The organism is Sphingopyxis soli, from assembly GCF_018682675.1.
Lineage (GTDB): Bacteria > Pseudomonadota > Alphaproteobacteria > Sphingomonadales > Sphingomonadaceae > Sphingopyxis > Sphingopyxis soli.
Window position 1 is genome coordinate 1 of sequence record NZ_JAFMTR010000100.1, and the last position, 22,939, is coordinate 22,939.

Consider the following 22,939-nt stretch of genomic DNA (forward strand, 5'->3'; position numbering starts at 1 on the left):
CCAGCCCCGAGGCGGAAGCCGTCACCAGGTCGGGCGGGACACTGCGGCCCGGTGCCGTTTCGGAGAGGCTTTTGACGTCGGCGCTGACCCGGTCGGCGAGCGCCTTGGCGGCCGGACCGAGGTTCGATCCGCCCGACGCTTTCGCATCATAGCCGTCGGCGCCCGCGGCCGAGGGGCGTCCGTGAAAATAGGCGTCGCCCGTGAACTTCTGGCCGATCAGCGCCGAGCCGACGACCTTGCCATGGTCGCGGATCAGGCTGCCGTTGGCCTGCGCGGGGAACAGCGCCTGGCCGATGCCGGTAAGCGCGAGCGGATAGGCGATGCCGAGCAGCAGCGCGAAGAGCAGGGTCAGCACCAGGGCGGGGCGGGCGGCGGATTTGAGGTCGGAGTACATGATGGGCTCCTCAGGCTAGGTGGAGGCCGGAGACGGCGAGGTCGATCAGCTTGATCCCGATGAAGGGCGCGGCGAGGCCGCCGAGGCCGAAGACCGACAGGTTGCGCGCGAGCAGCGGGCCCGCCGCCATCGGACGGTAGCGGACACCCTTCAGCGCGAGCGGCACGAGGGCCGGAATGATCAGCGCGTTGAACATGATCGCCGACAGCACCGCGCTTTGCGGCGTCGCAAGGCCCATCACGTTGAGTACGCCGAGCTGCGGATAGACGGCGACGAAAATCGCGGGAATGATCGCGAAATATTTGGCGACGTCGTTCGCGACCGAGAAGGTGGTGAGCGCGCCGCGCGTCATCAGGAGCTGTTTCCCGAGCCCGACCACTTCAATCAGCTTGGTAGGGTCGCTGTCGAGGTCGACCATATTGCCCGCCTCGCGTGCCGCCTGCGTCCCCGTGTTCATCGCGACGCCGACGTCGGCCTGCGCGAGCGCGGGGGCGTCGTTGGTGCCGTCGCCGCACATCGCGACGAGGCGGCCCTCGGCCTGTTCGCGGCGGATGAGCGCCAGCTTGTCCTCGGGCGTCGCCTGCGCGAGGAAGTCGTCGACCCCGGCCTCGGCGGCGATCGCCGCGGCGGTGAGCGGGTTGTCGCCGGTGATCATCACGGTGCGGATGCCCATCTTGCGCAGTTCGCCGAAGCGTTTGCGGATGCCCGCCTTGACGACGTCCTTGAGGTGGACTGCCCCGAGCAGACGGCCATCCTTGACCACCGCAAGCGGCGTGCCGCCCGAGCGCGCGATCTCCTCGGTGATCCTGCGCAGTTCCTCGGCCGCGGCGCCGCTGCCCGCCTCGGGGTGCGCGCGGAGAACCGAGTCGACCGCGCCCTTCTGGATCGTGACTCCCACGACGGTGACGCCCGACAGGCGCGTCTGCGCGGTGAAGGGGATGACCTCCGACCCCGACGGCAGCGATGCGACGCGCACCGCATAGCGTTCGCGGGCGAGTGCGACGATCGAGCGCCCCTCGGGCGTCTCGTCGGCGAGGCTCGACAGCAAAGCGGCGTCGGCGAGCGCGTCGATGTCGACCCCGGCGAGCGGGCGGAACTCGCTCGCCTGGCGGTCGCCGATCGTGATCGTGCCGGTCTTGTCGAGCAGCAGCACGTCGACGTCGCCCGCCGCCTCGACCGCGCGGCCCGATTTGGCCAGCACGTTGAAGCGGACGAGACGATCCATGCCCGCGATGCCGATGGCCGAGAGCAGGGCAGCGATCGTTGTCGGGATCAGCGTGATCAGCAGCGCAGCGAGCAACGCGACCGGGACGGCGCCGCCTGCATAGGCAGTAAAGCCCGGGATCGTCGCGACCGCGATCAGGAAGATGATCGTCAGCCCGACGAGCAGGATCGTCAGCGCGATCTCGTTCGGCGTCTTGCGGCGCTCGGCGCCCTCGACGAGCGCGATCATGCGGTCGAGGAAGCCCTGACCGGGCTCGGCGGTGACGCGGACCTTGATCCGGTCGGAGATGACGCGCGTGCCGGCAGTCACCGCGCTGCGGTCGCCGCCCGCCTCGCGGATCACCGGCGCGCTCTCGCCGGTGATCGCCGCCTCGTTGACCGAAGCCACGCCTTCGATCACCTCGCCGTCGGCGGGGATCAGGTCGCCGGTCTCGACAAGGACGATCTCGCCCTTTTCGAGCTGGCTCGCGGGGACGATCTCATAGGTGTCGCCGACGCCCAGCATCAGCTTGGCCCTCAGTTCGGCCTTGGTCGCGCGGAGCGAGGCGGCCTGTGCCCGCCCGCGCCCTTCGGCGAGGGCTTCGGCGAAGGTGCCGAAGAGCACGGTGAGCCAGAGCCAGACGACGAGCTGGATCTCGAAGCCGAGCGACAGGCCGGGCTCGCCAAGCGCGAGAAGCACGGTCAGCAACAGCGCGACGCAGGCGGTAACGAACATCACCGGGTTGCGCGTGAGTTCGCGCGGATTGAGTTTCCTGAAGGCGTCGCGCATCGCCGGGACGACGAGGGCGGCGCTGAACATAGAGGTTGGTGCGGTCATCATGGTGATCCGTCAGAAGCGCTGGCCGACGATCATCGACAGATGATCGGCGATGGGGCCGAGCGCGAGGCTGGGGAGGAAGGTGAGGCCGCCCATGATCAGGATGATGCCGACGAGCAAACTGACCCACAGGCCCCCGGTGGTGGGAAAGGAGCCGCTCGTCGCCGGCGTGTAGCGCTTGGCGGCGAGGCTGCCCGCGATGGCGAGCACCGGCACGATCACGAAGAAACGGCCGAGCCACATCGCGATGCCGAGCAGGCCGTTGTAAAAGGGCGTGCCGGCGGAGAGGCCCGCAAAGGCCGAACCGTTGTTCCCGGCGCCGGAGGTGAAGGCGTAGAGAATCTCCGAAAAGCCGTGCGGCCCTTTGTTGAGCGGACCCGCGAGGCCGGCGGGCAACACGCTGGCGAGCGCGGTCATCCCGAGGATCGCAAGCGGCAGGATCGCGATCGCGAGCACCGCCAGCTTGACCTCGCGCGCCTCGATCTTCTTGCCGACATATTCGGGCGTGCGCCCGACCATCAGCCCTGCGACGAACACCGCGAGGATCGCAAACAGCAGGAAGCCATAGATGCCGGCGCCGACGCCGCCGACAACGACTTCGCCGAGCTGCATGTTGAGCAGCGGGATCAGGCCGCCGAGGGCGGTGAAGCTGTCGTGCATCGCGTTGACCGCGCCGCACGAGGCCGCGGTGGTGATGACGGCGAAGAGAGAGGAGGGTGCGATGCCGAAGCGCACCTCCTTGCCCTCCATATTGCCGCCGGCGACGCCGAGCTGGTGCAGCGCGGGGTTGCCCGCCGCCTCCTGCCAATAGGTGACCGAGACGCCGGCGATGAAGATCAGCGCCATCGCGGCGAGGATCGCCCAGCCCTGACGCGTGTCGCCGACCGCCTTGCCAAAGCACCAGGTCAGGCCGCAGCCGATCGCGAAGATCGACAGCATCTGCACCATGTTGGTAAGCGCGGTCGGATTCTCGAACGGGTGCGCGCTGTTCGCGTTGAAGAAGCCGCCGCCGTTGGTGCCGAGCATCTTGATCGCTTCCTGGCTCGCGACCGGACCGAGCGCGATCGTCTGCTTGATGCCTTCGAGCGTGGTCGCGTCGACCGACCCCGCGAGCGTCTGCGGCACGCCGCTTGCGATCAGGTAGATCGCATACACGACGCAGATCGGGAGAAGCAGGTACAAGGTGACGCGCGTCGTATCGGCCCAGAAATTGCCGATCGTCTTCATCTCGCGCCGCGCGAAGCCGCGAAACAGCGCGAAGGCGATCGCGATGCCGGTCGCGGCCGACAGGAAATTGTGGATCGTCAGGCCCAGCATCTGCGACAGGTTCGACAGCGTGGTCTCGCCGGAATACCATTGCCAATTGGTGTTGGTCGTGAAGCTGACGGCGGTGTTGAACGCTCCGTCGGCGCCGACCGCGCCGAAGCCCCGCGGATTGACGGGCAGCACGCCTTGCAGCCGCAGGATCGCATAAGTGAAGAGCAACAGCGCGAGATTGAAGAGCAGCATATGGAGCGCGTAGCGACGCCAGCTCTGCTCCTCGTGCGGGTCGATCCCCGACAATTTGTAGAAGCTGCGCTCGACGGGACCGAGCAGGCGGTGAAGCGGCGTCGAGCGCCCTTCGTAGAGCGCGAACAGCCACATCCCCATCGGCTTGGTCAGCGCGGCGAGGACGGCGATAAAGACGAGGATCAGGGTCCAGCCGGAGGCAGTCATCGGGCCTCTCCGATCAGAAACGTTCGGGCCGCAACAGGGCGACCACAAGATAGACGAGAAGCGCGGCGGCCGTGGCGCCGGCGAGGATAAGCGACGTGCTCATGCATCAGGCTCCGTCGCAGATTTGCGCATAGCCGAGCGTTGCCGCGAACAGCAGCGCCGTGAGGCCGAGCCACAATAAATCGGACATGGGATGTCTCCGGCGAAAGGGACTCCGCAAGGGAGCCGGTCAGGATGTGGGCGCCGCTACGCCCCTTCGCCGTAAAGTTTCGCGGGCGATTTCGGCGAAACGCATAAAGTTTTCATAAAAGTTTGCGCGTTGCGCCTTGGCCGCGGCGCGGGGGCTGCGTACATCCCGGCCATGTCATCGCCGCCGTCCGAAAAACGCCCGTCGCCCGAGGCGCTGCTCCGCCAGGCGAAGCGCGAGGAACGCGGACAGCTGAAGATTTTCCTCGGCGCTGCGCCAGGGGTCGGCAAGACCTATGCGATGCTGAGCGAAGGCGCGATGCTGAAGCGCGAGGGCGAGGACGTCGTCGTCGCGGTCGTCGAGACGCACGGGCGTGCCGAAACCGGAGCGCTGCTCGACGGTATGGAGATCGTGCCGCGCCGCGAAGTCGAATATTGCGGCCACCGGCTGACCGAAATGGACATCGATGCGGTGCTCCGCCGCCGCCCGGCGCTCGCGCTCGTCGACGAATATGCCCACACTAATGTCGAAGGCAGCCGCCACCCGAAACGCTGGCAGGATGTCGAGGAACTGCTGAATGCGGGCATCGACGTCTATACGACGCTTAACATCCAGCATGTCGAGAGCCTCAACGACATCGTCGCAAGCTTCACACGCGTCCGCGTGCGCGAAACCGTGCCCGACAGCGTGTTCGAGGCAGCCGAGATCAAACTCGTCGACCTGCCGCCCGACGAGTTGATCGACCGGCTGAAGGACGGCAAGGTCTATGTGCCGCAGGAGGCGAGTAGGGCGCTCGGCCATTTCTTCTCGAAGCCGAACCTGTCGGCGCTCCGCGAAATGGCGCTCCGCCGCGCGGCGCTCAGCGTCGACCGGCAGATGCTGCACGACCTCGACGCGGGTGGGGTCGCGGGGACCTACGCAGCGGGCGAGCGCATACTCGTCGCGATCAGCGAACAGCCGGGCGCCGACGCGCTCGTCCGTACGGCGAAGCGGCTCGCCGACGGGCTCAACGCGCCGTGGACGGCGGTGCATATCGAAACGCCGCGCAGTCGCAGCTTCGACGAGGAGGCGCAGCGCCGCGTCGCCGCCGCGCTGGCGCTCGCGGCGACCCTCGGCGCGACGATCGCGACGATCCCCGCCGAAAATGTGATCGCGGGGCTGAAGGGACAAATCGAGGCGCAGCGCGCGACGCAACTCATCATCGGCCGTTCGCAGCGGAGCTGGTGGTTCGAGATCCGTCACGGCTCGGTGGTCGAAAGCCTGATCCGCGGATCGCAGGATCTCGCAATTCATGTCATTCCCTCGCCCGAAGTCGCGGCGATCGACAGCGGCTGGTCGGCGTGGACCCGCGGCTGGGGCAAGCCCGAATCCTATGGCGCCGCGGCGTTGCTGGTCGCCGTCACGACGCTCCTCGCCAAATTTGCCGAGCCGGTGATCGGGCGCGGCGCGATCGACCTCATCTATCTCGTTCCCGTTATCTTCACCGCGACGCTTTACGGCCTTCGTCCGGGCCTTTTCGCGAGCGTCGCGGCGGCGCTGGCATTCAACTTCTTCTTCCTCGACCCCGTCCACACCTTCACGATCGCCGAACCGCAAAGCGTGCTGACGATGTTGGTGCTCACCGGCGTCGCCGCGGTCACCGCCAACCTGGCCGGGCGCCTCCGCACCCGGGCGCAGATCGGGGTGCGCAGTGCGCTGGAAAATGCCGCGCTCGCATCTTTCGCGCAGACGCTCGCGCGCGCCTCCGACCTCGAAACGACCGCGACCGCGACGTGCGAGGAAGTGACACGCCTGCTCGGCGTCCGCGCGGTCGTGATGACCGAACAGGATGGTCTCCTGCGGCCGGTCGTCGCCCGGCCGGCCGGGGCGCAAATCTCGCCGATCGATCAGGCGGCCGCCGAATGGTCGTGGACGAGCGGAGAGCCCGCAGGACGCGGCACGAACACGCTGCTCGCATCGGACTGGCAATTCCATCCCCTGAAGACGGGCCTCGGGGTCCTCGCCATTCTGGGCATCGCGCGCGACGACGATCGCGACCCGATTTCGGCCGACAAGGCGGCGCTGCTCGCGACGCTTGTGGGGCAGGCGGCGCTCGCGCACGAGCGGCTGCGGCTCGAGGACGAGATGCGTGGGCTGTCGGTGCTCGAAGAGCGCGACCGGCTGCGCGCCGCGCTGCTCTCGTCGATCGGGCACGACCTCCGCACGCCGCTTACCGGCGTCACCGCCGCGATCGAGGCGCTGGCGGGCGAACATCCCGATGCAGCAGCGCTGCCGGTCGCCCGCGCCGAGGTTTCGCGCCTCCGGCGCTTCCTCGACAATCTCGTCGAGCTGGTCCGGCTGGATGCCGGCGGGGTCAGACTCAACCTCGAGCTGGTGGACCTGACCGATATCGTCGCGGGCGCAGTCCACGACCTCAAGGCCATGCTTCGCGGCCATCACATAGACTTTCAGGTACCCGCGGGCCTGCCGCTCGTTCGCGCCGATCCCCGATTGCTCCACCACATAATCCTGAACCTGCTCGCCAATGCGATCCAGCATGGCGGCAACGCGGGGCCGATCGCAATCATCGGGCGGCGGACGCACGACAGCGTCACGCTGACCGTCCGCGATCATGGCGACGGGCTCGAACCCGGCACCGAGCGGACGATTTTCGAGACCTTTGCTCAGGGAAAGGGCGGCGACCGCCACGGCGGCAGCGGTCTTGGCCTCGCCATCGCAAAGGGGTTCGCCGACGCGCTGGACCTCGACATCGCGGCTGCCAATCATCCCGACGGGGGCGCCGCGTTTACGCTGACCTTCCCGGAGGCCTTGATTGCCGGCGCCGTCGATCCTGCTTGACCCTTTGCCGGATGACCGGGCGAGCAAGGACGCATCAAATCCGAAGATGGGTCAAGGCAAGCCCAGCCGTTCGAGCACCGCTTTGACATAGGTCGGGCCGACCTGCACCACCGCGCCGTCCTCCATCTCGAGCGCGATCAGCCCCTTGCCGAGCCGCTGGACCGCCTTCACCAGCACGGGGCGGATGAAGGTCGAGCGGTGGACGCGCATCAATTGCTCCGGATCGAAGAGCTGTTCGAGCGCGGTCATCGAGATGCGGTGGATATGGCTGCGCGTCGCGGTGTGAAACAGCACATAGTCGCGCGCGGCTTCGACCCAGTCGATCTGCGCGACGGGCAGGCGCAGATTACCGCTGGCGGTCTGGACCCAGATCGCCTCGTCGTGCGTCTCGCGCGGCGGTGCAGTCGCCAGCCGCTCGGCTGCATCGCGCATCGCGCGGCGCCGACGTGCGCGCTCGACCGCCTGGCGCAGCCGGTCGAAGCGGACGGGCTTGAGCAGATAGTCGGCCGCCTCGACCTCGAAGGCGTCGGGGGCATATTGTTCGAAAGCGGTGACGAAGACGATCTCGGGGCGGGGGTCGACGACCAGATCGGCGGCGACACGAATGCCGCTTTTTTTCGGCATCGAGATATCGAGCATGACAAGGTCGGGACGCAGGTCGGCGATCCGCGCCTCGGCTTCTTCGCCCGTCGCGGCGGTGCCGACGACCTCGACGCCGTCGATGTCGCCGAACAGCGTTTCGAGCCGACGGAGCGCGAGGGGTTCGTCGTCGACGAGCAGGACGCGGAGCACGCTCACGCCGCCGTTCCCTCGTTGCCCCGTTCGAGCGGCAGGCGCGCGATCGCAAGGAAGCCGCGGTCGCGTTTCAGCGTCTCGAGCGTGCCCGCGGCGCCATAGAGCGTGGCGAGTCGCTGCCTGACGTTCGCGATCCCGAGCCCGGTGCCGGGGCGGGCGTCCTGGGCGAGGCCCGCGCCGTCGTCCTCGACCGCGATGACCAGCGCGTCGCCGTCGCGCGAGGCTTCGACCTTGATCGTCACGGGCTCGGCCGAAGGCGCCAGCGCATATTTGATGGCATTCTCGACCAGCGGCTGGAGCAGGAAGCCCGGCACCAGCGCGCTGTTGAGCGCGGGAGGGCAAGTGAATTCGACCGCGAGCCGATCGCCGAAGCGGACGCTTTCGATCTCCAGATAATGCTGCAGGGTCGCCAGTTCGTCCTCGAGCGGCAGCCGCGCGTCGGGCTCTGACGACAGGGTCGCGCGCAGGAATTCGGACAGCTTGGCGAGCATTGCGTCGGCCGCACGATAATCGCGCGTGACGATCAGCGACGAGATGGCGTTGAGCGTGTTGAACAGGAAATGGGGGTTGAGCTGATAGCGCAGCGCGGCGAGGCTGGCGGCGCTTGCCGCCGCTTCGGCGCGGCTGGCCGCCTCGCGCGCGGCGGCGAGTTCGAGTTCGCGCTCGCGCGCAAGCTTGTTCGCTTCGATCACGGTGAACGCCGCGCCGAGCAGCGCGAATTGCCAGACGAGGGCGATGAAGTTGTTCGTCGCGCGCAAGGCAAAGGGGGCGATCTTCTGGCTGGATACGACGAGCCGTCCGATCCATTCGCCGGTCGCGGCGTCAATCAGCGCGAGGGTCGCCGACGCCAGGATGACCGCAGTGCCCATCGCGGCCAGCCGGACGACCATATTGCCGCGGCGCGTCCTGCGTACCGCCCAATAGACGCCGCCCGAAAGCAGGACGCCCATCACGCAGATGTTGATCACCGACACGGTGACATACAGGCTGGCGCCGCTGAAAACATGATAGGGAATCAGGTACAGCACCCCGGACAGCGTCCAGGTCGCAATGACCAATGCGATGGTCTGGCGATGTTCGGGTCTCAGCGGCATTGCGATTCCTTTGTGTAATGCGCGCCAAGCATAAGGGAAGCCTGCGCCGCGGGCGTCCTTCCCCGTCGCGCCGGCGTCGGTCTTCGTCGCACGAAATCGGGTCGGGCGACCCGCGATCCGGGTTCGTAGCAGAAGGATGGAGCCGATATGCCGGGCCCGATAGCCGGCTTCCATTCGCGGCATTCCGCCGCCAGGAGACAGACTGTGGCAAATCGTTACCGCACCGGGCTGATCGCTCTCGGGCTGCTCGGCACCCTGATCGTCGCCGAAGGGCGCACCAACGCGTCCGAACCTGCCGCTGCGCCGCCCGCAGCCGCTGCTTTCCAGCCGCTCGAGATGCTGCCGTCGGGCCATCCGGTGGTTCGGGTCGCGGTCGACGGATCGGCGTCGAGGCGTTTCGTCATCGACACCGCGGCAAGCGAGACCACGATCCTGCCGAAACTTCGCGCGGCGATGGCGGGGCTCGTGGTCAAGCCGTCCGACGAGCCGCTCGAGGGCGCGGCGGGGCGGTCGGAGGTCGAGACCGCGACGGTGGGTCTGCTGGAGGTAGCCGGTTTCGGCTTTCGCTCGCTCGAAGCGCTCGTGCTGCCGCCGGGGCCGGTCGACGGCCTTGGCGTCGACGGCATTTTGGGCGCCGACATCATCGCCGACTTCGCGGTCGAACTGGACATCCCGGAGCGTCGCTGGCGCATGGCGCGATCCGCCGACGCGGCGATGCTGCGCGGACTAACCGCATCGGTTCCCTTCACGCTCGACGACGAACGTGCGCCGCGGCTGACGATCCGTCTGAACGGCGTCGAGGTTCCGGCGGTGCTCGATACCGGCGCGCGCGGGACCATCATCAACTGGGCGGCCGCGAAGGCGATCGGCCTGACGCCCGATGCGCCGGGACTGGTCAAGGGAACCGACGTCCGGGGGGCGACCAGCCACGCGACGCCGAGCGTCAAGGCGAAACTCGCTCGCCTGTCGATCGATACCGCCGAAATGCGCGATCGCGACATCCGCATCGCCGACCTGCCGGTGTTCAAGGTGCTCGGCTTCGAGGCCGAGCAGCCCGCGGTGATCCTGGGCATCGACATGTTCGCCGACCGGCGCTTCGTCATCGATCATCCGGGGCTCCGCCTGCATGTCTCGCCGCCGGCAGCGCGGATCCCGTGAGGACGCGGTCGGCCGACCCGTCGACAATCTGCTGAAAGCGGTCGATCGCCTGCAGGAAACAGGTCGCGGCGGCGAAGCGTCGGTCGGATGTGGCGGAGGCGGATACGGCCACGGGATAGAGGCTCGTTCGCGTGCAGAAAAATGCCCGACGGCGACGCGCGTAGCAAAAGATGCGGCGACAATTCATCACCCTGCCGGGGTGTTTGGGAGACGAAGCGGAGGCGCCGTTGGTTCGGCGATCGTGCGGACATCGTGCAATCCGGTCGCCGGTCGCTATATGGGGGGGGCGCCGACGGGCTCCCGCCGGTTCGCCAAAGGGGCCACGTCCCCGCCCGCCCACGGCGGGTATCAGGTCCGGGACGGCCCGGCAGTCTTTTCGAAGGAGGCTGCCCATGCCGTGGGTTTATCTTGTCATCGCCGGGCTGTTCGAGGTCGTGTGGGCCTTTGCCATGAAACAGTCGGACGGCTTCACGCGTCCCGGTCCGACGATCGTCACCATCACAGCGATGATCGCGAGTTTCGCGCTGCTTTCGCTGTCGATGAAATCGCTGCCGCTGGGTACCGCCTACACCATCTGGACCGGGATCGGTGCGGTCGGGGCGTTTCTGGTCGGAATCGCGATGCTGGGCGAGGCCGCGAGTGCGATGCGCATCGTCGCGGCGCTGCTGATCGTCGCCGGACTGGTGTTGATGAAAATTGCCACGCCAGCGTGACGCGGCGATCTGCCGCTATCGCTTGCCATCGTCCGGACGCGCGGCTAAAGGCGCTTCATTCGGACAGATGCGCCGTTTTCCTTCCGCCTTTCGCCGACATGCTCGGGGAGGGTGGGCGGACTATTGCCCGAAGCACGGTTGACGTGCGGGGAGCGGCAACCCATCTGGCCCGGAACATTGACGCATGAAGGACAGGACGATCGATATGGCGAGGCCCAAGATTGGCGAATTCGTCAACCAGGTGAAAACCGAAGCCACGAAGATCGTGTGGCCGACGAGCCGCGAGACGGTGCAGACGACGATCATGGTGCTGATCATGACGACGATCCTGTCGCTCTTCTTCTTCGGCGTCGATTCGGTATTCAAGCTGATCGTCGGCTGGCTGACGTCGCTCGCGCGCTAAGCGCGAATCCAGGGATTAAGGAACAACCATAATGGCGCGCTGGTACATCATTCACGCCTATTCGGGCTTCGAGAACAAGGTTCGCGATTCGGTGATCGCCGAAGCCGAACGCATGGGGCTGACCCAGCTCGTCGAGGCGGTCGAGGTGCCCGTCGAAACGGTCACCGAGGTCAAGCGCGGCAAAAAGGTGCAGGCCGAGCGGAAATTCTTCCCCGGCTATGTTCTTGCCAAGCTGACGATGACCGACGACGTCTATCACCTTGTCAAGAACACGCCGAAGGTAACCGGCTTCTTGGGTTCGATGGGCAAGCCGCAGGCGATCAGCGAGGCCGAGGCCGCGCGCATCCTCAACAGCAAGGAAGAGGCCGCGGCGCGTCCGAAGACCGAAATCCGCGTCGATTACGAGATCGGCGATCAGGTCAAGGTGCTCGAAGGTCCGTTCGCGAGCTTCAACGGCGTCGTCGAGGAACTCGATTTCGACAAGGCGCGCGTCAAGGTCAGCGTGTCGATCTTCGGCCGCGCCACCCCCGTCGAGCTCGATTTCGAGCAGGTCGAACGCATGAAGTGATGGCTCCGGCCTTCGCTCTCCGAAAAGATTGGACGATCGCATGAGTCTGACTCCCTCAGAGATTCAGGCTCGCGCCGATCGCGCGCGCGCTATCCACGCCGCGGTCGACCGGGAGCGCGTCGTCCGCCGCGTAACCAAGCTCTTCGACCTCGACGTCGCTGAAGAGCCAGACGAATTTACCTTCCCCGCCTTCACCAAGCCTATGCGCCAGCGGATCTTTGGCGGACAGGTGATCGCGCAGGCGATGGTCGCCGCGGCGCGAACGGTCGATGCGGGGAAGGGCGTGCATTCGCTCCATGCCTATTTCCTGCGCGGGGGCGACGAGGCGAAGCCGCTCCATTTTCGCGTCCACCGCGATTTCGACGGACGCAGTTTCGCGAACCGCCGCGTCGTTGTGCGCCAGGATGGCAAGGTGATCTTCAACCTCACCGCATCCTTCCAGGCGCCCGAGCAGGGGCTGTCGCACCAGGCGCCGATGCCCGATCTGCTACCGCCGGAGGCCTGTCGCGATTTCGGCGATGTGATCGCCGCGGATCCGCTGATCGACGACGCCCGGCTCGAACAGATGGCGACCAACCACCCGTTCGAGGTGCGCAGTTATCGCCCGCCCGCGGGTGCGCCCTCGACGATGCATTATGAATGGTTTCGCATCGCGGCGCCGGTCGGCGACGACCCGCTGACGCATCGCGCACTGCTCGCTTACGCATCGGACATGGGTCTGCTCTCGTCGGCCATGGTGCCGCACGGGCTGACCTGGACGCAGCCGGGGCTGTTTTCGACCAGCCTCGATCATGCGATGTGGTTCCACGACGACATCCGCGTCGACGAATGGTTTGTCTATGTCATGGACAGCGACTGGGGCGGCGGCGGCCGCGGGATCAACCGGGGGCTCATCTATCGTCAGGACGGCACCCTGATCGCCTCGGCGGTTCAGGAAGGACTGATCCGTCTCGTTCCGCCCGCATAACGCTTGTTTTTGGCGGCGTTTGCGCTTATGGGCGCCGCTTCGCGTCAGATAAGGGCGTGATTCCGCGCGGGAGGAAGGGGTGATGCCCTTCTGCTTGACCGCTTATTTTGAGCCCCGGATTCCGGTCGGGGGCGACAGAAAGAAAGGAGGCCGTCATGGCCAAGAAGATTAGCGGCTACATCAAGCTGCAGGTGCCCGCCGGCACCGCCAACCCCTCGCCGCCGCTCGGGCCGGCGCTCGGTCAGCGCGGCGTGAACATCATGGAATTCTGCAAGGCGTTCAACGCCGCGACCGACGGCCTCGAAAAGGGTCAGCCGACCCCGACGATCATCACCGTCTATGCCGACAAGAGCTTCTCGTTCGTCACCAAGACGCCGCCGGCGACTTACCTGATCAAGAAGGCCGCGAACCTGAAGTCGGGCTCGAAGGAACCCGGCAAGATCAGCGGCGGCAAGATCGCCCGTTCGAAGCTGACCGAAATCGCCGAGATCAAGATGAAGGATCTCAACGCGAACGACCTCGAACAGGCGACGAAGATCATCGAAGGCAGCGCCCGCTCGATGGGCCTCGAAGTGACGGAGGGCTGAACCCATGGCTAAGCTGACCAAGAAGCAGAAGGCCCTCGAGGGCAAGGTCGATACGCTGAAGCTGCACGGCGTCGACGAAGCGATCAAGACGGTGCGCGAGCTGGCCTCGGCCAAGTTCGACGAAACGCTGGAAATCGCGATGAACCTGGGCGTCGATCCGCGTCACGCCGACCAGATGGTCCGCGGCGTCGTCACGCTGCCCGCCGGCACCGGCAAGGACGTCAAGGTTGCCGTGTTCGCACGCGGCGACAACGCCGAAAAGGCGCTGGCCGCCGGCGCCGACAAGGTCGGTGCCGAAGACCTGATGGAAGACATGCTCGCGGGCAACCTCGACTATGGCCGCGTCATCGCGACGCCGGACATGATGGGCATCGTCGGCCGTCTCGGCAAGACGCTGGGGCCGAAGGGCCTGATGCCGAATCCCAAGCTCGGCACCGTCACCCCGAACGTCGCCGAAGCGGTCAAGGCGGCCAAGGGCGGCCAGATCGAATTCCGCGTCGAAAAGGTCGGCATCATCCACGCCGGCATCGGCAAGCTGTCGTTCGGCGAGGAAAAGCTTCGCCAGAACTTCGACGCCTTCGTCGATGCGATCGTCAAGGCCAAGCCGGCCGGCGCGAAGGGCAAATATGTCCGCAAGATCGCGCTGTCGTCGTCGATGGGCCCCGGCATCAAGGTCGATACGGCCGACGTGACCGGCGCCTGATCGAAGCGCTCAGGATACGGCGAAGGGCCGGGGGAAACCCCGGCCCTTTTCTCATGGACGTTGCCGTTTCGGGGCGATGCCGGTCGCCCGGGGGAATCGTCAGAGAATCTCGCGGACCAGATCTTGCGGGCGGCAAAAGCGAACGCCCTTGTCGGTCTCGACGAACGGGCGGTTCACATAGGCGGGATTTTCGACCATCGCCGCGATGATCGCATCCTCGCCCGCGTCGCCTAGCCCGCGTTCCTCGGCGTCGGTGCCGCGCAGGCGCAGCGCCTCGCGTGCCGTGATGCCCGCGTCCCGGAACAGCTGGCGCAGCTTGTCGGCGGTGTAGGGTGTCTTCAGATATTGGACGATCTCGACCTCGATACCGGGGGTCTCTTCCAGAATCGCCAGCGTCTTGCGCGAGGTGCCGCAGGCGGGGTTGTGCCAGATGGTCGCTTTCATGCGGCGCTTCCTAACGAGAGTGTAACGGAGCGTAAACCGGCTATTCATGGCGATTATGGCACATTTTCCCGCATGAAGAGGCTCGACCGTCTTGCCTTTGCCGCCGGGAACCCGATCTATGCAGGATCGAGGGACCGCCAATAGGCGGCCAATGCGGGGTTGTGGTTCAAGTGAATGAGTTGATCGATCGCAGGGCAATGCTGGCAATGGCGGGTGCAGGCGCGCTCGCCGCGACGTCGGCGCGCGCCGCGCAGTTGCCCGACTGGCTCACCCAGCCGGTGCAGCCGCCTCCGCCGGTGCCGGTTCAGGCGCCGGTCGACTATCTCGCCGTAGCGAAGAAGCAGCTCGCGCTGCAATCGCGCGCCATTCCGCAGACCGACCGTGTCGGCATCGTCGATTTCGGCCTACCGTCGTCGCGGCCGCGCTTCGCGCTCGTCGACGTGGTGAAGGGCAGGGTCGAGATGTTCCCGGTCACCCACGGCCGCGGTTCGGACCCGCAGCACGATGGCTGGCTCAAGCGCTTCTCGAACGCGCCGGGCAGCCTGGCCTCGTCGCGCGGCGCCTATCGCACCAGCGACTATTATTGGGGCGCCAACGGATCGTCGATGCGGCTCGCCGGGCTGGAGCCCGACAACAGCAACGCCGACATGCGCGCGATCGTCATTCACGGCGCCTGGTACGCCGACCCGTCGCTCATTGCGACGCAGGGAAAGCTGGGGCGCAGCGAGGGCTGTTTCGTGTTCGGCGAGGATCTGTTGCCCGAGGTGCTATACAAACTCGGCCCCGGCCGCCTGCTGTTCGCCGACAAGCTGAGCGTGCCGCCGCCGGCGCCGGCGTTCGAAATGCCGCGCGAGCCGCTGCCGGGCGAGGACAAGCTCATTCGCACCGGCGCGAGCAGCGGGACGATTCCCAAAACCGCCGATTGACCAATTCCGTCCCTGTCTTTGCAGCGACGGGAACAGTACCGTCAGTAAATCCCGCCGTTGCCGGGCTTGTTCACCTGCGTGGTCGTCATCGGCGCGGTCGGGACCACTTCGGGCGGGTTGGGTGAGATCAGCACCGCGGCGGCGCGGCCCGGCTTGGCGAAACTTGTCACCACCGGCGCGTCGCGGCCATAGATGTCGGCCAGCTTGGCGATGCCGTTTCCCGCCGCGTTCGGGACCACGGTCCAATAGGCGACATAGACGGGAAAGGGATTGTCGAAGCTGAACTTCGTCGTCTTGCCGCTCGCGATCGCCTCGCCGAACTCCTCGGGGCTCTTGCCGGCGAAATAGACCGCCATCAATCCCGAGAAATGCAGCGCGCGTTCGGTGCGGATGCACCCGTGGCTAAACGCGCGCGCGGCGGAAGCGAAGGCGCCCTTCGACGGCGTGTCGTGCAGATAGATGGCGTGCGGATTGAGCATTTCCATCTTCATCACGCCCAGCGCATTGTTGGCGCCGGGCTGTTGCACGACCGACAAGTTCTTGCCGCTCCCTGTCCAGATATAACCCTGCGCGCGCGCCGTTGCGGGGCTCCGCGCAATCGTCGCGCCGATGCCCTCGGCGATGATGCTCTTCGGCAGCGTCCACGTCGGGTTGACGATGATCCCCGTCGCCATCGGGTTGAGCTGCGGCGTCGGCGTCGCCGGTTTGCCGACGACGGCCTTGTGCGTCGCGATGATCGTGCCGCCATGGACAACGCGGGTCAGATATTCCGGTACGTTGCTGACGACGTAACGGTCGCCGAGGTCGCGCGGCATCCAGCGCCAGCGTTCCATGTTGACGCGGATCGCATTGGCGTCCGCAGGCGATTTCGCACTCTTGAGCGCCGCCTTCAGGACCGCGAAATTGGGATGCGCCGGGTCGAGGCCCGCAAGCGAGCGCGACACCGAGTTCGAAGTGAGCGCCGAGGTCAGCAGCGGGATCAGCGGCGTGGTTTGCGCGTCGCTGTCGGTCATGAACCACTGTTTGCGCGCGGCATTGGGCGTGCGGCCGTCGCGCAGGTGCGTCGCGAGCAGCAGGAAGCTGTCGGTCGCGACCTTGTCGAGCTGGATCTGGTTCTTCGCGAGGATCGCCTGCGCGAGGCCGTCCGGATTATAGTCCTGCAGGAACAGTCCCTCGCTGCCGACCTTTTCGATGAAGCTTAAAAGCTCGGTCGCATTGGCTTCGGACCAACTCGGCAGATTGGCTTCGGACACGGTTTCGACGACCGGCGCGTCATCGGTGACCTTGTCGGGCTGCAGGACGACCGAATCCTCCTTGACGCCGGTCTGCGCGAAAACCGGCGCGGCAAGAAGGGTCAGGGGAAGGATCAGCGCGGCCGACCGGCGCAGCGACAAGGGGGAATTTTCAGCCATGGTCAAAGTCCATAGCCAAAAACCATCCCTAGTGAAAGTGAGCGGCGGCACAGGTCGGCGCATCCAAAAACGTCGTCATCCCGGACTTGATCCGGGGTCCATGCAGCGCCGCATGAAGGGATGCCGGATCAAGCCTGTCCTGAGCCTGTCGAAGGGTCCGGCATGACGAAGCCATATGGTTCAGGCCGCACCTTCATCCTGTTTTGCCAGCCATTCCTCCAGCCACTTGATCGTGTAGTCGCCGTGGATCACGTCGGGGTCGGCGAGCAGCGCCTGATGCAGTGGAATGTTCGTCCTGACGCCGCCGATCACCATTTCCTCGAGCGCGCGGCGCATCCGCATCATGCAGCTTTCGCGGCTGCGGCCATAGACGATCAGCTTGCCGATCATGCTGTCGTAATAGGGCGGGATCGAATAGCCGGCATAGAGCCCGCTATCGACGCGGACGTGCATTCCGCCCGCGGGATGATAAGCGGTCACCTTGCCCGGTGAGGGCAGGAACGTGCGCGGATCCTCGGCATTGATGCGGCATTCCATCGCATGACCGCGGAATTCCAGGTCTTCCTGTTTGACCGAAAGCCCGGCGCCGTCCGCGATGCGGATCTGTTCGCGGACGAGGTCGAAGCCGGTGATCATCTCGGTCACGGGATGCTCGACCTGGATGCGCGTGTTCATCTCGATGAAGAAGAATTCGCCATTCTCCCAAAGGAACTCGATCGTTCCCGCGCCGCGATAGCCCATCTTCGCCATCGCGTCGGCGCAGATGCCGCCCATGCGCGCGCGTTCCTCGGCCGAGATGATCGGCGAGGGGGCTTCCTCGAGCACCTTCTGGTGGCGGCGCTGGAGCGAGCAATCGCGTTCGCCCAGATGAATGGCATTGCCCTGACCGTCACCGAATACCTGGAATTCGATGTGGCGCGGGTTGCCGAGATATTTTTCCATATAGACGGTCGGGTCGCCAAAGGCGGCCGCCGCTTCGCTCGACGCCTGACCCATCAGGCTTTCCAGGCTGTCTTCGTCGGGAACGACCTTCATGCCGCGTCCGCCGCCGCCCGAGGCGGCCTTGATGAGGACGGGATAGCCGATTTCCTTGGCGAGCTTCTTGGTCTCCTCGCTGAAGGTCACCGCGCCCGGCGAACCCGGAACGACAGGAAGGCCGAGCGCGACCGCGGTGCGCTTCGCCTCGACCTTGTCGCCCATCGTGCGGATATGCTCGGGCTTCGGGCCGACGAAGATCATGTTATGCGCTTCGATGATCTCCGCGAACCGCTCGTTCTCGGAAAGGAAGCCGTAACCCGGATGGATCGCGTCGGCGCCCGTGATCTCCGCTGCCGAGATGATTGCCGGGATATTGAGGTAGCTGTCCTTCGCCGCCGGGGGGCCGATGCATACCGCCTGGTCGGCAAGGCGAACGTGCATTGCGTCGGTGTCGGCGGTCGAATGGACCGCGACGGTCTTGATGCCCATTTCGTGGCACGCGCGGTGGATGCGCAGCGCGATCTCGCCGCGGTTGGCGATCAGCAGTTTCTCGATAGCCATCGGGTAAGGCTCAGCCGATGGTGAACAGCGGCTGGTCGAACTCGACCGGCTGGCTATTCTCGACATGCACGGCCTTCAGCGTACCGTCGGCGGGCGCGACGATCGGGTTCATGACCTTCATCGCCTCGATGATCAGGATCGTGTCGCCGGCCTTGACCGCCGAGCCTACCGCCGCGAAATTCGCGGCACCGGGCTCGGGAGCCAGATAGACGGTGCCGACCATCGGCGACTTCACGGCATCGGCGAAAGTGTCAGCGGCGGGTGCGGCGCCTGCGGCAGCGGCGGCCGGCGCGGCCGGAGCGGCAGCAGCGGGCGCCGCGACCGGCGCGGGCGCATAAGCGACGGGCGCGGCAGCGGCGGTCAGCGTGCGCGCGACGCGCACCTTGCGGTCGCCGTCCTCGACCTCGATTTCCGACAGCTGCGTGTCGTCGAGCAGCTCCGCGAGTGCGCGGACGAAAGCCGGATCGATGTTGATGCCGTGCTCTTTATGGTCACCCATGATGTAGTTCCTGTTCTGCGGCATAGTGGCCCTGATGCCCCGATGCCCTGACCCCTGTTTTTCCGGCGCCCTCTTGTCAGAGTCGGGCGGCGGCGTCCAGCGCCAGCGTATAGCTGTTCGCGCCATGGCCTGCAAAATGCGCTACGGCCGCCATGCCGACGTAGCTGATGTGGCGGAATTCCTCGCGCTTCATCGGGTCCGACAGATGGACCTCGATTACCGGCACCCTGATCGACTTGATCGCGTCGTGGATCGCGATCGACGTGTGGGTATAGCCGCCGGCGTTGAGCAGCACCGCCTTCGCGCCCGCTACATAGGCCTCGTGCAGCCAGTCGATCAGCACGCCTTCATGGTTCGTCTGGCGGCATTCGAGCCGTAGCCCCAGTCCGGCCGCCTGCGTTTCCAGCCGCGCATGGATGTCGTTCAGCGTGTCGTGCCCGTAAATCTCCGGCTCGCGCGTGCCGAGAAGGTTGAGGTTGGGGCCGGAGAGGACATAGACGGTCGGAAGTTCGGGCAAGAGACGGTCTTTCGGTTGCGACGCGATGCGCTCCCCCTATATGGGCTGCCAAGCAAAAGGCAAAGCAAGGCGGATTCCCCGGTGATATCGGTCATTCTCAACGGCGAACCCCGGCAGGTACGCGAGGGCAGTATTGCCGACCTCGTCGCCTCGCTCGGCCTCGACGTCAAGAAGGTCGCGGTCGAGCGCAATCGTGCGATTGTGCCGCGCTCGACGCTGGCCGACGTCGCGCTGGTCGAAGGCGACGCGCTGGAAATCGTTCATTTCGTAGGAGGCGGGTGTTGACCGACAGTTGGAGCGTTGCCGGACGGACGTTCACGTCGCGGCTGATCGTCGGCACCGGCAAATACAAGGATTTCGAGCAGAATGCTGCGGCGGTCGAGGCGTCGGGGGCCGAGATCGTCACCGTCGCGGTGCGCCGCGTGAATGTGTCGGACCCGACCGCGCCGATGCTGACCGATTTCATCGATCCTAGGAAGATCACCTACCTGCCGAACACCGCGGGCTGCTTCAACGCCGACGACGCGATCCGTACCTTGCGGTTGGCGCGCGAGGCGGGCGGCTGGGATCTGGTGAAGCTGGAAGTGCTGGGCGAGGCGAAGACGCTCTATCCGAACATGCGCGAGACGCTTGAGGCGACCGAGGTGCTCGCGAAAGAGGGCTTCCTGCCGATGGTCTATTGCGTCGACGATCCGATCGCCGCGAAGCAACTCGAGGATGCGGGCGCGGTCGCGATCATGCCCTTGGGCGCGCCGATCGGGTCGGGCCTCGGCATCCAGAACCGCGTCACCATCCGCCTGATCGTCGAGGGCGCGTCGGTGCCCGTGCTCGTCGATGCCGGCGTCGGCACCGCGAGCGATGCCGCGGTGGCGATGGAGCTCGGCTGCGATGGCGTGCTGATGAACACCGCGATCGCCGAAGCGAAAGATCCGATCCGCATGGCGCGTGCGATGCGCCAAGCGGTCGAGGCAGGGCGCGATGCCTATCTGGCGGGGCGCATGGGTTTGCGGCGCTACGCCGACCCGTCGAGTCCGTTGGCGGGGTTGATCTGATAGCGCAAATTTAGCGGTTTGTCCCCGCGAAGGCGGGGACCCATCTCCTGTCCGTGCAAGATAGCGCCTTCCGGAGATGGGCCCCTGCCTTCGCAGCGGCGCAAGCTGGTTTAAGGCACCCGCTTCACCGGCGGGACCATCCAGCTTCCGTCGGTCGCGCGGCGCTGCGGCAGGTAGAGGCGCAGGTTCATCGTGAACGGCCCGGCCGGGGCCGGAAGCCAGTTGGCTTCCTTGTCGGCGCCGGGCGAAGCGCGCTGGATGTAGAGGTCGAGCGATCCGTCGGCGTTGAACTTGAGCTTGTCGCGGTCGCCGATCGCGAAGCGATCGATCGGGTTGGCGACGAAGAACTGGTCCTCGCCATACATGGTCAGCGACCAGAAGGCGTCGGCGGGCGGGATCTGGTCCTTTTCGAAATGCAGCACATAATTGGCCGCGCCGGTCAGCGGCTTGCCGTCGTCGCCCAGCACCGCCATCGGATACACGGCTTCCTCCGGCGGCAGCGCCCCGAGTCCCGCGAAGCCGATGAACGCGCGCGCCAGATAGTCGTTGCCATAGACGCCGACGGTGCTGCCGATCGCACCCCAGCCGTTGCGGGTGATCGGCAGAGCCTTTCGCCGCGCGACGATCCTCTGAAGGGCGTCTGCGGCGGCCCGGGTCAAGCCGCGCTGGATGGCGGGATCGGCTTGCGCCAGATCGAAGCTTTGGCCGGGGACGATCCCGAGGCGTTCCATGCGAAGGACGACCGAATAGTCGCTGGCGTGCGGCGGATTGCGCTTCATGAGCTCGGCGAAGGAGGCGAAGAAGGCTTGCGGGGCCATCGCGGCGACCTGTTGCACCGGCGGGGTCTTCATGTCGACCGAGGGATCGGGTGTCGGCGCTGCCGTGGCGGCCCCGGGCTTGCCCCATTGCGACAGCGGCGCGGCCTTGATGCCTGCCTGCAGCGAGTGGACATGGTCGTAATCGGCGGCGCCGTTGGTCTGGATACGGCCGATGATCCAGCCCATCTCGGTGGGGCTGCGTATCATCCGCATATCCTTCGGCAGCGAGCCTTTCCAGTTCGGACCGACGATTGCCGCCGTGCCGCCATCGTTGCCGGTCGTGCGCGTGCCGAGCGTGGCGAAGACGTCGGTCCACATGTCCATCAGCGGGATGACATGATAGCGGCCTCCCGTGTTCGGCAGCGTCAGCACCAGCGGCTCCTTGCCGACGTCGAACCACAGGGTCGAATAGAGCGTGTCGGCGTTGGGGCGCACAACATCCCTGAATGTCGCGTCGGGGTAGCTCTTCATATGCCCGAACCGGTTGACCGGCGCGCGCATCCGGCCGGGTGCGCCCGTGTTGGTCGCCACGCGCCGCGTCGTTTCCATCAGCACGAGCGGATAGGCATAAGTATAGGCTTCGATACCGATCGTATAGGCTTCGTCCTCGCTGACCGGTGCGGCTTCGGCAGCAGCGGCCGAGCCGAAGGCGGGCGGGAAAGCGAACAGCATCGTCAACAGGGCAAGCAGGCTCTTCATCGCAGGCGACTCCCGAACAAATATGGTCGCGCTTTACCCGCGAAGCGGGGGCCGGTCTGTCATCCTGCCGACAATCTGCTGGGAATTTTATCGCGCGCGCCTAAGGTCGCCGGGGGAGGAGGCCGATGGCGACGAAAGCGCATATATGGTCGCAGCAGGAGCGGGCAGCCGCACTTTGCCGCTGTCCGCTTTTCGCGTGCTGGCCCGAGGCGCGGATCGCCGAACTCGCCGCGATCGCGCGCGCCGAATATTATCCGCGCGGCGCGGAAATCTTTGCCCACGATCCCGAAAGGCGCGAGGCATTCGTCATCGCCTCGGGCGAGGTCGAGGTCAGCCGCGGGTCGGCGGCGGGCAAGAAATTCGTGCTTGGCATCAACGGCGCGCCGCAGATTCTCGCGATCGTCCGGCTGCTCGCCGATCCGCCGATCCGCTATGACTATCGCGCCTATGAGGACAGCGTGCTGCTGCACCTGCCCGCCGACGGCCTCGCCGCGATCCTCGATGCCGAGCCGATATTGTGGCGCGACGTCGCCTTGCTGATGTGCGCGCGGCATGGCGACAGTCTGCGTCTGCTCGGCGATCACAATCTGGGATCGCTCGATCAGCGGATGGCGGCGACGCTCGTCGACCTGGCGCGCATCCACGGGAGTGCGGGCGGGCAGGGGATCGAACTCGGCCTCCGCCTGCCGCAGGAACAACTCGGTGCGATGCTGGGCGTGACGCGGCAGAGCGTGAACAAGCTGCTTCGCGGGTTCGAGGAGGCTGGGCTGATCGCGATTGACTATAACCGCATCACGATCCGCGACCCGGCGGCGCTCGACGCGATCGCCGAAGCCGGCGGCTGACCATTTATCCTTTGTGGAGAACGC

At 66.2% G+C, this 22,939-nt stretch carries 24 protein-coding genes; 12 read left to right on the forward strand and 12 right to left on the reverse strand.

Annotation, left to right across the window (positions count from 1 at the left end):
- The 4 genes from J1N50_RS14970 to kdpF all read right to left on the reverse strand — a co-directional run.
- Positions 1–394, reverse strand: a 394-nt coding sequence (locus J1N50_RS14970; RefSeq protein WP_215355111.1) for a potassium-transporting ATPase subunit C, incomplete at its 3' end; no start/stop codon positions are given.
- A gap of 10 nt (positions 395–404) precedes the next feature.
- Positions 405–2,435: a potassium-transporting ATPase subunit KdpB gene (gene kdpB, locus J1N50_RS14975; protein ID WP_215355113.1), complete on the reverse strand. Its 2,031-nt coding sequence runs from the start codon at positions 2,433–2,435 to the stop codon at positions 405–407.
- 12 nt (positions 2,436–2,447) lie between these two features.
- Positions 2,448–4,151, reverse strand: coding sequence for a potassium-transporting ATPase subunit KdpA (gene kdpA, locus J1N50_RS14980; protein ID WP_215355116.1), 1,704 nt, complete (start codon positions 4,149–4,151; stop codon positions 2,448–2,450).
- 13 nt (positions 4,152–4,164) lie between these two features.
- Complete coding sequence (kdpF, locus tag J1N50_RS14985; protein WP_215355119.1) at positions 4,165–4,254, reverse strand: K(+)-transporting ATPase subunit F; 90 nt, start codon at positions 4,252–4,254, stop codon at positions 4,165–4,167.
- Between the two features lie 258 nt (positions 4,255–4,512).
- Between kdpF and J1N50_RS14990 the strand changes: the two genes are divergently transcribed.
- The gene (locus tag J1N50_RS14990) at positions 4,513–7,176 is read left to right on the forward strand and encodes a sensor histidine kinase (protein ID WP_215355121.1); all 2,664 of its coding nucleotides are present in this window, start codon (positions 4,513–4,515) and stop codon (positions 7,174–7,176) included.
- A gap of 51 nt (positions 7,177–7,227) precedes the next feature.
- Here the strand turns inward: J1N50_RS14990 and J1N50_RS14995 are convergent, their stop codons facing one another.
- A complete protein-coding gene (locus J1N50_RS14995; protein WP_343227896.1) occupies positions 7,228–7,974 on the reverse strand; it encodes a LytR/AlgR family response regulator transcription factor in 747 nt (248 codons plus the stop codon).
- Entirely contained in the window at positions 7,971–9,065 is a 1,095-nt protein-coding gene (locus J1N50_RS15000) for a sensor histidine kinase (RefSeq protein ID WP_215355123.1), read from the reverse strand. The genes J1N50_RS14995 and J1N50_RS15000 overlap by 4 nt, the downstream gene beginning before the upstream one ends.
- Positions 9,066–9,269: 204 nt before the next feature.
- On the opposite strand from J1N50_RS15000, the gene J1N50_RS15005 reads away from it, so the two are divergent.
- From J1N50_RS15005 to rplA, 7 genes are all read left to right on the forward strand, one after another.
- Positions 9,270–10,223 carry a retroviral-like aspartic protease family protein gene (locus J1N50_RS15005; protein WP_215355125.1) on the forward strand — a complete coding sequence of 318 codons (954 nt, stop codon included), beginning with the start codon at positions 9,270–9,272 and terminating at the stop codon, positions 10,221–10,223.
- 392 nt (positions 10,224–10,615) lie between these two features.
- Positions 10,616–10,936, forward strand: a complete 321-nt coding sequence (locus tag J1N50_RS15010) for a DMT family transporter (RefSeq protein ID WP_215355128.1) — start codon at positions 10,616–10,618, stop codon at positions 10,934–10,936.
- A 205-nt stretch (positions 10,937–11,141) separates the two neighbouring features.
- On the forward strand, positions 11,142–11,339 hold the full coding sequence (gene secE, locus J1N50_RS15015; RefSeq protein WP_058454700.1) for a preprotein translocase subunit SecE: 198 nt from the start codon (positions 11,142–11,144) through the stop codon (positions 11,337–11,339).
- 31 nt (positions 11,340–11,370) lie between these two features.
- Positions 11,371–11,907 carry a transcription termination/antitermination protein NusG gene (gene nusG, locus J1N50_RS15020; protein WP_058816917.1) on the forward strand — a complete coding sequence of 179 codons (537 nt, stop codon included), beginning with the start codon at positions 11,371–11,373 and terminating at the stop codon, positions 11,905–11,907.
- Between the two features lie 40 nt (positions 11,908–11,947).
- Positions 11,948–12,874: an acyl-CoA thioesterase gene (locus J1N50_RS15025; protein ID WP_215355131.1), complete on the forward strand. Its 927-nt coding sequence runs from the start codon at positions 11,948–11,950 to the stop codon at positions 12,872–12,874.
- Between the two features lie 155 nt (positions 12,875–13,029).
- Entirely contained in the window at positions 13,030–13,461 is a 432-nt protein-coding gene (rplK, locus tag J1N50_RS15030; RefSeq protein WP_215355133.1) for a 50S ribosomal protein L11, read from the forward strand.
- 4 nt (positions 13,462–13,465) lie between these two features.
- Positions 13,466–14,164, forward strand: coding sequence for a 50S ribosomal protein L1 (gene rplA / locus J1N50_RS15035; protein ID WP_215355136.1), 699 nt, complete (start codon positions 13,466–13,468; stop codon positions 14,162–14,164).
- Positions 14,165–14,263: 99 nt separating this feature from the next.
- On the opposite strand, the gene J1N50_RS15040 is transcribed toward rplA, so the two are convergent.
- Positions 14,264–14,608, reverse strand: coding sequence for an arsenate reductase family protein (locus J1N50_RS15040; RefSeq protein WP_215355138.1), 345 nt, complete (start codon positions 14,606–14,608; stop codon positions 14,264–14,266).
- A 197-nt stretch (positions 14,609–14,805) separates the two neighbouring features.
- Here J1N50_RS15040 and J1N50_RS15045 point away from each other — a divergent pair, with 197 nt between their 5' ends.
- Entirely contained in the window at positions 14,806–15,534 is a 729-nt protein-coding gene (locus tag J1N50_RS15045; RefSeq protein WP_246553583.1) for a murein L,D-transpeptidase catalytic domain family protein, read from the forward strand.
- A 41-nt stretch (positions 15,535–15,575) separates the two neighbouring features.
- Here J1N50_RS15045 and J1N50_RS15050 read toward each other — a convergent pair whose 3' ends face one another.
- The 4 genes from J1N50_RS15050 to J1N50_RS15065 form a co-directional block, all read right to left on the reverse strand.
- Positions 15,576–16,946 (reverse strand): L,D-transpeptidase family protein, encoded by a 1,371-nt coding sequence (locus tag J1N50_RS15050; protein WP_215355140.1) that lies wholly within the window; start codon positions 16,944–16,946, stop codon positions 15,576–15,578.
- A gap of 180 nt (positions 16,947–17,126) precedes the next feature.
- Positions 17,127–18,485 carry an acetyl-CoA carboxylase biotin carboxylase subunit gene (gene accC / locus J1N50_RS15055; RefSeq protein ID WP_215355142.1) on the reverse strand — a complete coding sequence of 453 codons (1,359 nt, stop codon included), beginning with the start codon at positions 18,483–18,485 and terminating at the stop codon, positions 17,127–17,129.
- Between the two features lie 10 nt (positions 18,486–18,495).
- Positions 18,496–18,984 (reverse strand): acetyl-CoA carboxylase biotin carboxyl carrier protein, encoded by a 489-nt coding sequence (gene accB, locus J1N50_RS15060; RefSeq protein WP_215355145.1) that lies wholly within the window; start codon positions 18,982–18,984, stop codon positions 18,496–18,498.
- Positions 18,985–19,060: 76 nt separating this feature from the next.
- Positions 19,061–19,501 carry a type II 3-dehydroquinate dehydratase gene (locus J1N50_RS15065; protein ID WP_215355147.1) on the reverse strand — a complete coding sequence of 147 codons (441 nt, stop codon included), beginning with the start codon at positions 19,499–19,501 and terminating at the stop codon, positions 19,061–19,063.
- A gap of 81 nt (positions 19,502–19,582) precedes the next feature.
- On the opposite strand from J1N50_RS15065, the gene thiS reads away from it, so the two are divergent.
- Positions 19,583–19,786 carry a sulfur carrier protein ThiS gene (gene thiS / locus J1N50_RS18035; protein WP_215355149.1) on the forward strand — a complete coding sequence of 68 codons (204 nt, stop codon included), beginning with the start codon at positions 19,583–19,585 and terminating at the stop codon, positions 19,784–19,786.
- Positions 19,783–20,553 carry a bifunctional sulfur carrier protein/thiazole synthase protein gene (locus J1N50_RS15075; RefSeq protein ID WP_215355151.1) on the forward strand — a complete coding sequence of 257 codons (771 nt, stop codon included), beginning with the start codon at positions 19,783–19,785 and terminating at the stop codon, positions 20,551–20,553. The genes thiS and J1N50_RS15075 overlap by 4 nt, the downstream gene beginning before the upstream one ends.
- A 110-nt stretch (positions 20,554–20,663) precedes the next feature.
- Here J1N50_RS15075 and J1N50_RS15080 read toward each other — a convergent pair whose 3' ends face one another.
- Entirely contained in the window at positions 20,664–22,070 is a 1,407-nt protein-coding gene (locus J1N50_RS15080) for a DUF1254 domain-containing protein (RefSeq protein WP_215355153.1), read from the reverse strand.
- A gap of 125 nt (positions 22,071–22,195) precedes the next feature.
- Between J1N50_RS15080 and J1N50_RS15085 the strand changes: the two genes are divergently transcribed.
- Complete coding sequence (locus J1N50_RS15085) at positions 22,196–22,915, forward strand: Crp/Fnr family transcriptional regulator (RefSeq protein ID WP_215355155.1); 720 nt, start codon at positions 22,196–22,198, stop codon at positions 22,913–22,915.
- Positions 22,916–22,939: the final 24 nt, after the last annotated feature.

What these genes read in the sequence shown, in the direction of transcription:
- kdpB (WP_215355113.1), bottom strand. Translation starts at nt 2,435, where the DNA reads ATGACCGCACCAACCTCTATGTTCAGCGCCGCCCTCGTCGTCCCGGCG.
- kdpA (WP_215355116.1), bottom strand. Translation starts at nt 4,151, where the DNA reads ATGACTGCCTCCGGCTGGACCCTGATCCTCGTCTTTATCGCCGTCCTC.
- kdpF (WP_215355119.1), bottom strand. Translation starts at nt 4,254, where the DNA reads ATGAGCACGTCGCTTATCCTCGCCGGCGCCACGGCCGCCGCGCTTCTC.
- J1N50_RS14990 (WP_215355121.1), top strand. Translation starts at nt 4,513, where the DNA reads ATGTCATCGCCGCCGTCCGAAAAACGCCCGTCGCCCGAGGCGCTGCTC.
- J1N50_RS15000 (WP_215355123.1), bottom strand. Translation starts at nt 9,065, where the DNA reads ATGCCGCTGAGACCCGAACATCGCCAGACCATCGCATTGGTCATTGCG.
- J1N50_RS15010 (WP_215355128.1), top strand. Translation starts at nt 10,616, where the DNA reads ATGCCGTGGGTTTATCTTGTCATCGCCGGGCTGTTCGAGGTCGTGTGG.
- secE (WP_058454700.1), top strand. Translation starts at nt 11,142, where the DNA reads ATGGCGAGGCCCAAGATTGGCGAATTCGTCAACCAGGTGAAAACCGAA.
- nusG (WP_058816917.1), top strand. Translation starts at nt 11,371, where the DNA reads ATGGCGCGCTGGTACATCATTCACGCCTATTCGGGCTTCGAGAACAAG.
- J1N50_RS15025 (WP_215355131.1), top strand. Translation starts at nt 11,948, where the DNA reads ATGAGTCTGACTCCCTCAGAGATTCAGGCTCGCGCCGATCGCGCGCGC.
- rplK (WP_215355133.1), top strand. Translation starts at nt 13,030, where the DNA reads ATGGCCAAGAAGATTAGCGGCTACATCAAGCTGCAGGTGCCCGCCGGC.
- rplA (WP_215355136.1), top strand. Translation starts at nt 13,466, where the DNA reads ATGGCTAAGCTGACCAAGAAGCAGAAGGCCCTCGAGGGCAAGGTCGAT.
- J1N50_RS15040 (WP_215355138.1), bottom strand. Translation starts at nt 14,608, where the DNA reads ATGAAAGCGACCATCTGGCACAACCCCGCCTGCGGCACCTCGCGCAAG.
- J1N50_RS15045 (WP_246553583.1), top strand. Translation starts at nt 14,806, where the DNA reads ATGCTGGCAATGGCGGGTGCAGGCGCGCTCGCCGCGACGTCGGCGCGC.
- J1N50_RS15050 (WP_215355140.1), bottom strand. Translation starts at nt 16,946, where the DNA reads ATGGCTGAAAATTCCCCCTTGTCGCTGCGCCGGTCGGCCGCGCTGATC.
- accC (WP_215355142.1), bottom strand. Translation starts at nt 18,485, where the DNA reads ATGGCTATCGAGAAACTGCTGATCGCCAACCGCGGCGAGATCGCGCTG.
- accB (WP_215355145.1), bottom strand. Translation starts at nt 18,984, where the DNA reads ATGGGTGACCATAAAGAGCACGGCATCAACATCGATCCGGCTTTCGTC.
- J1N50_RS15080 (WP_215355153.1), bottom strand. Translation starts at nt 22,070, where the DNA reads ATGAAGAGCCTGCTTGCCCTGTTGACGATGCTGTTCGCTTTCCCGCCC.
- J1N50_RS15085 (WP_215355155.1), top strand. Translation starts at nt 22,196, where the DNA reads ATGGCGACGAAAGCGCATATATGGTCGCAGCAGGAGCGGGCAGCCGCA.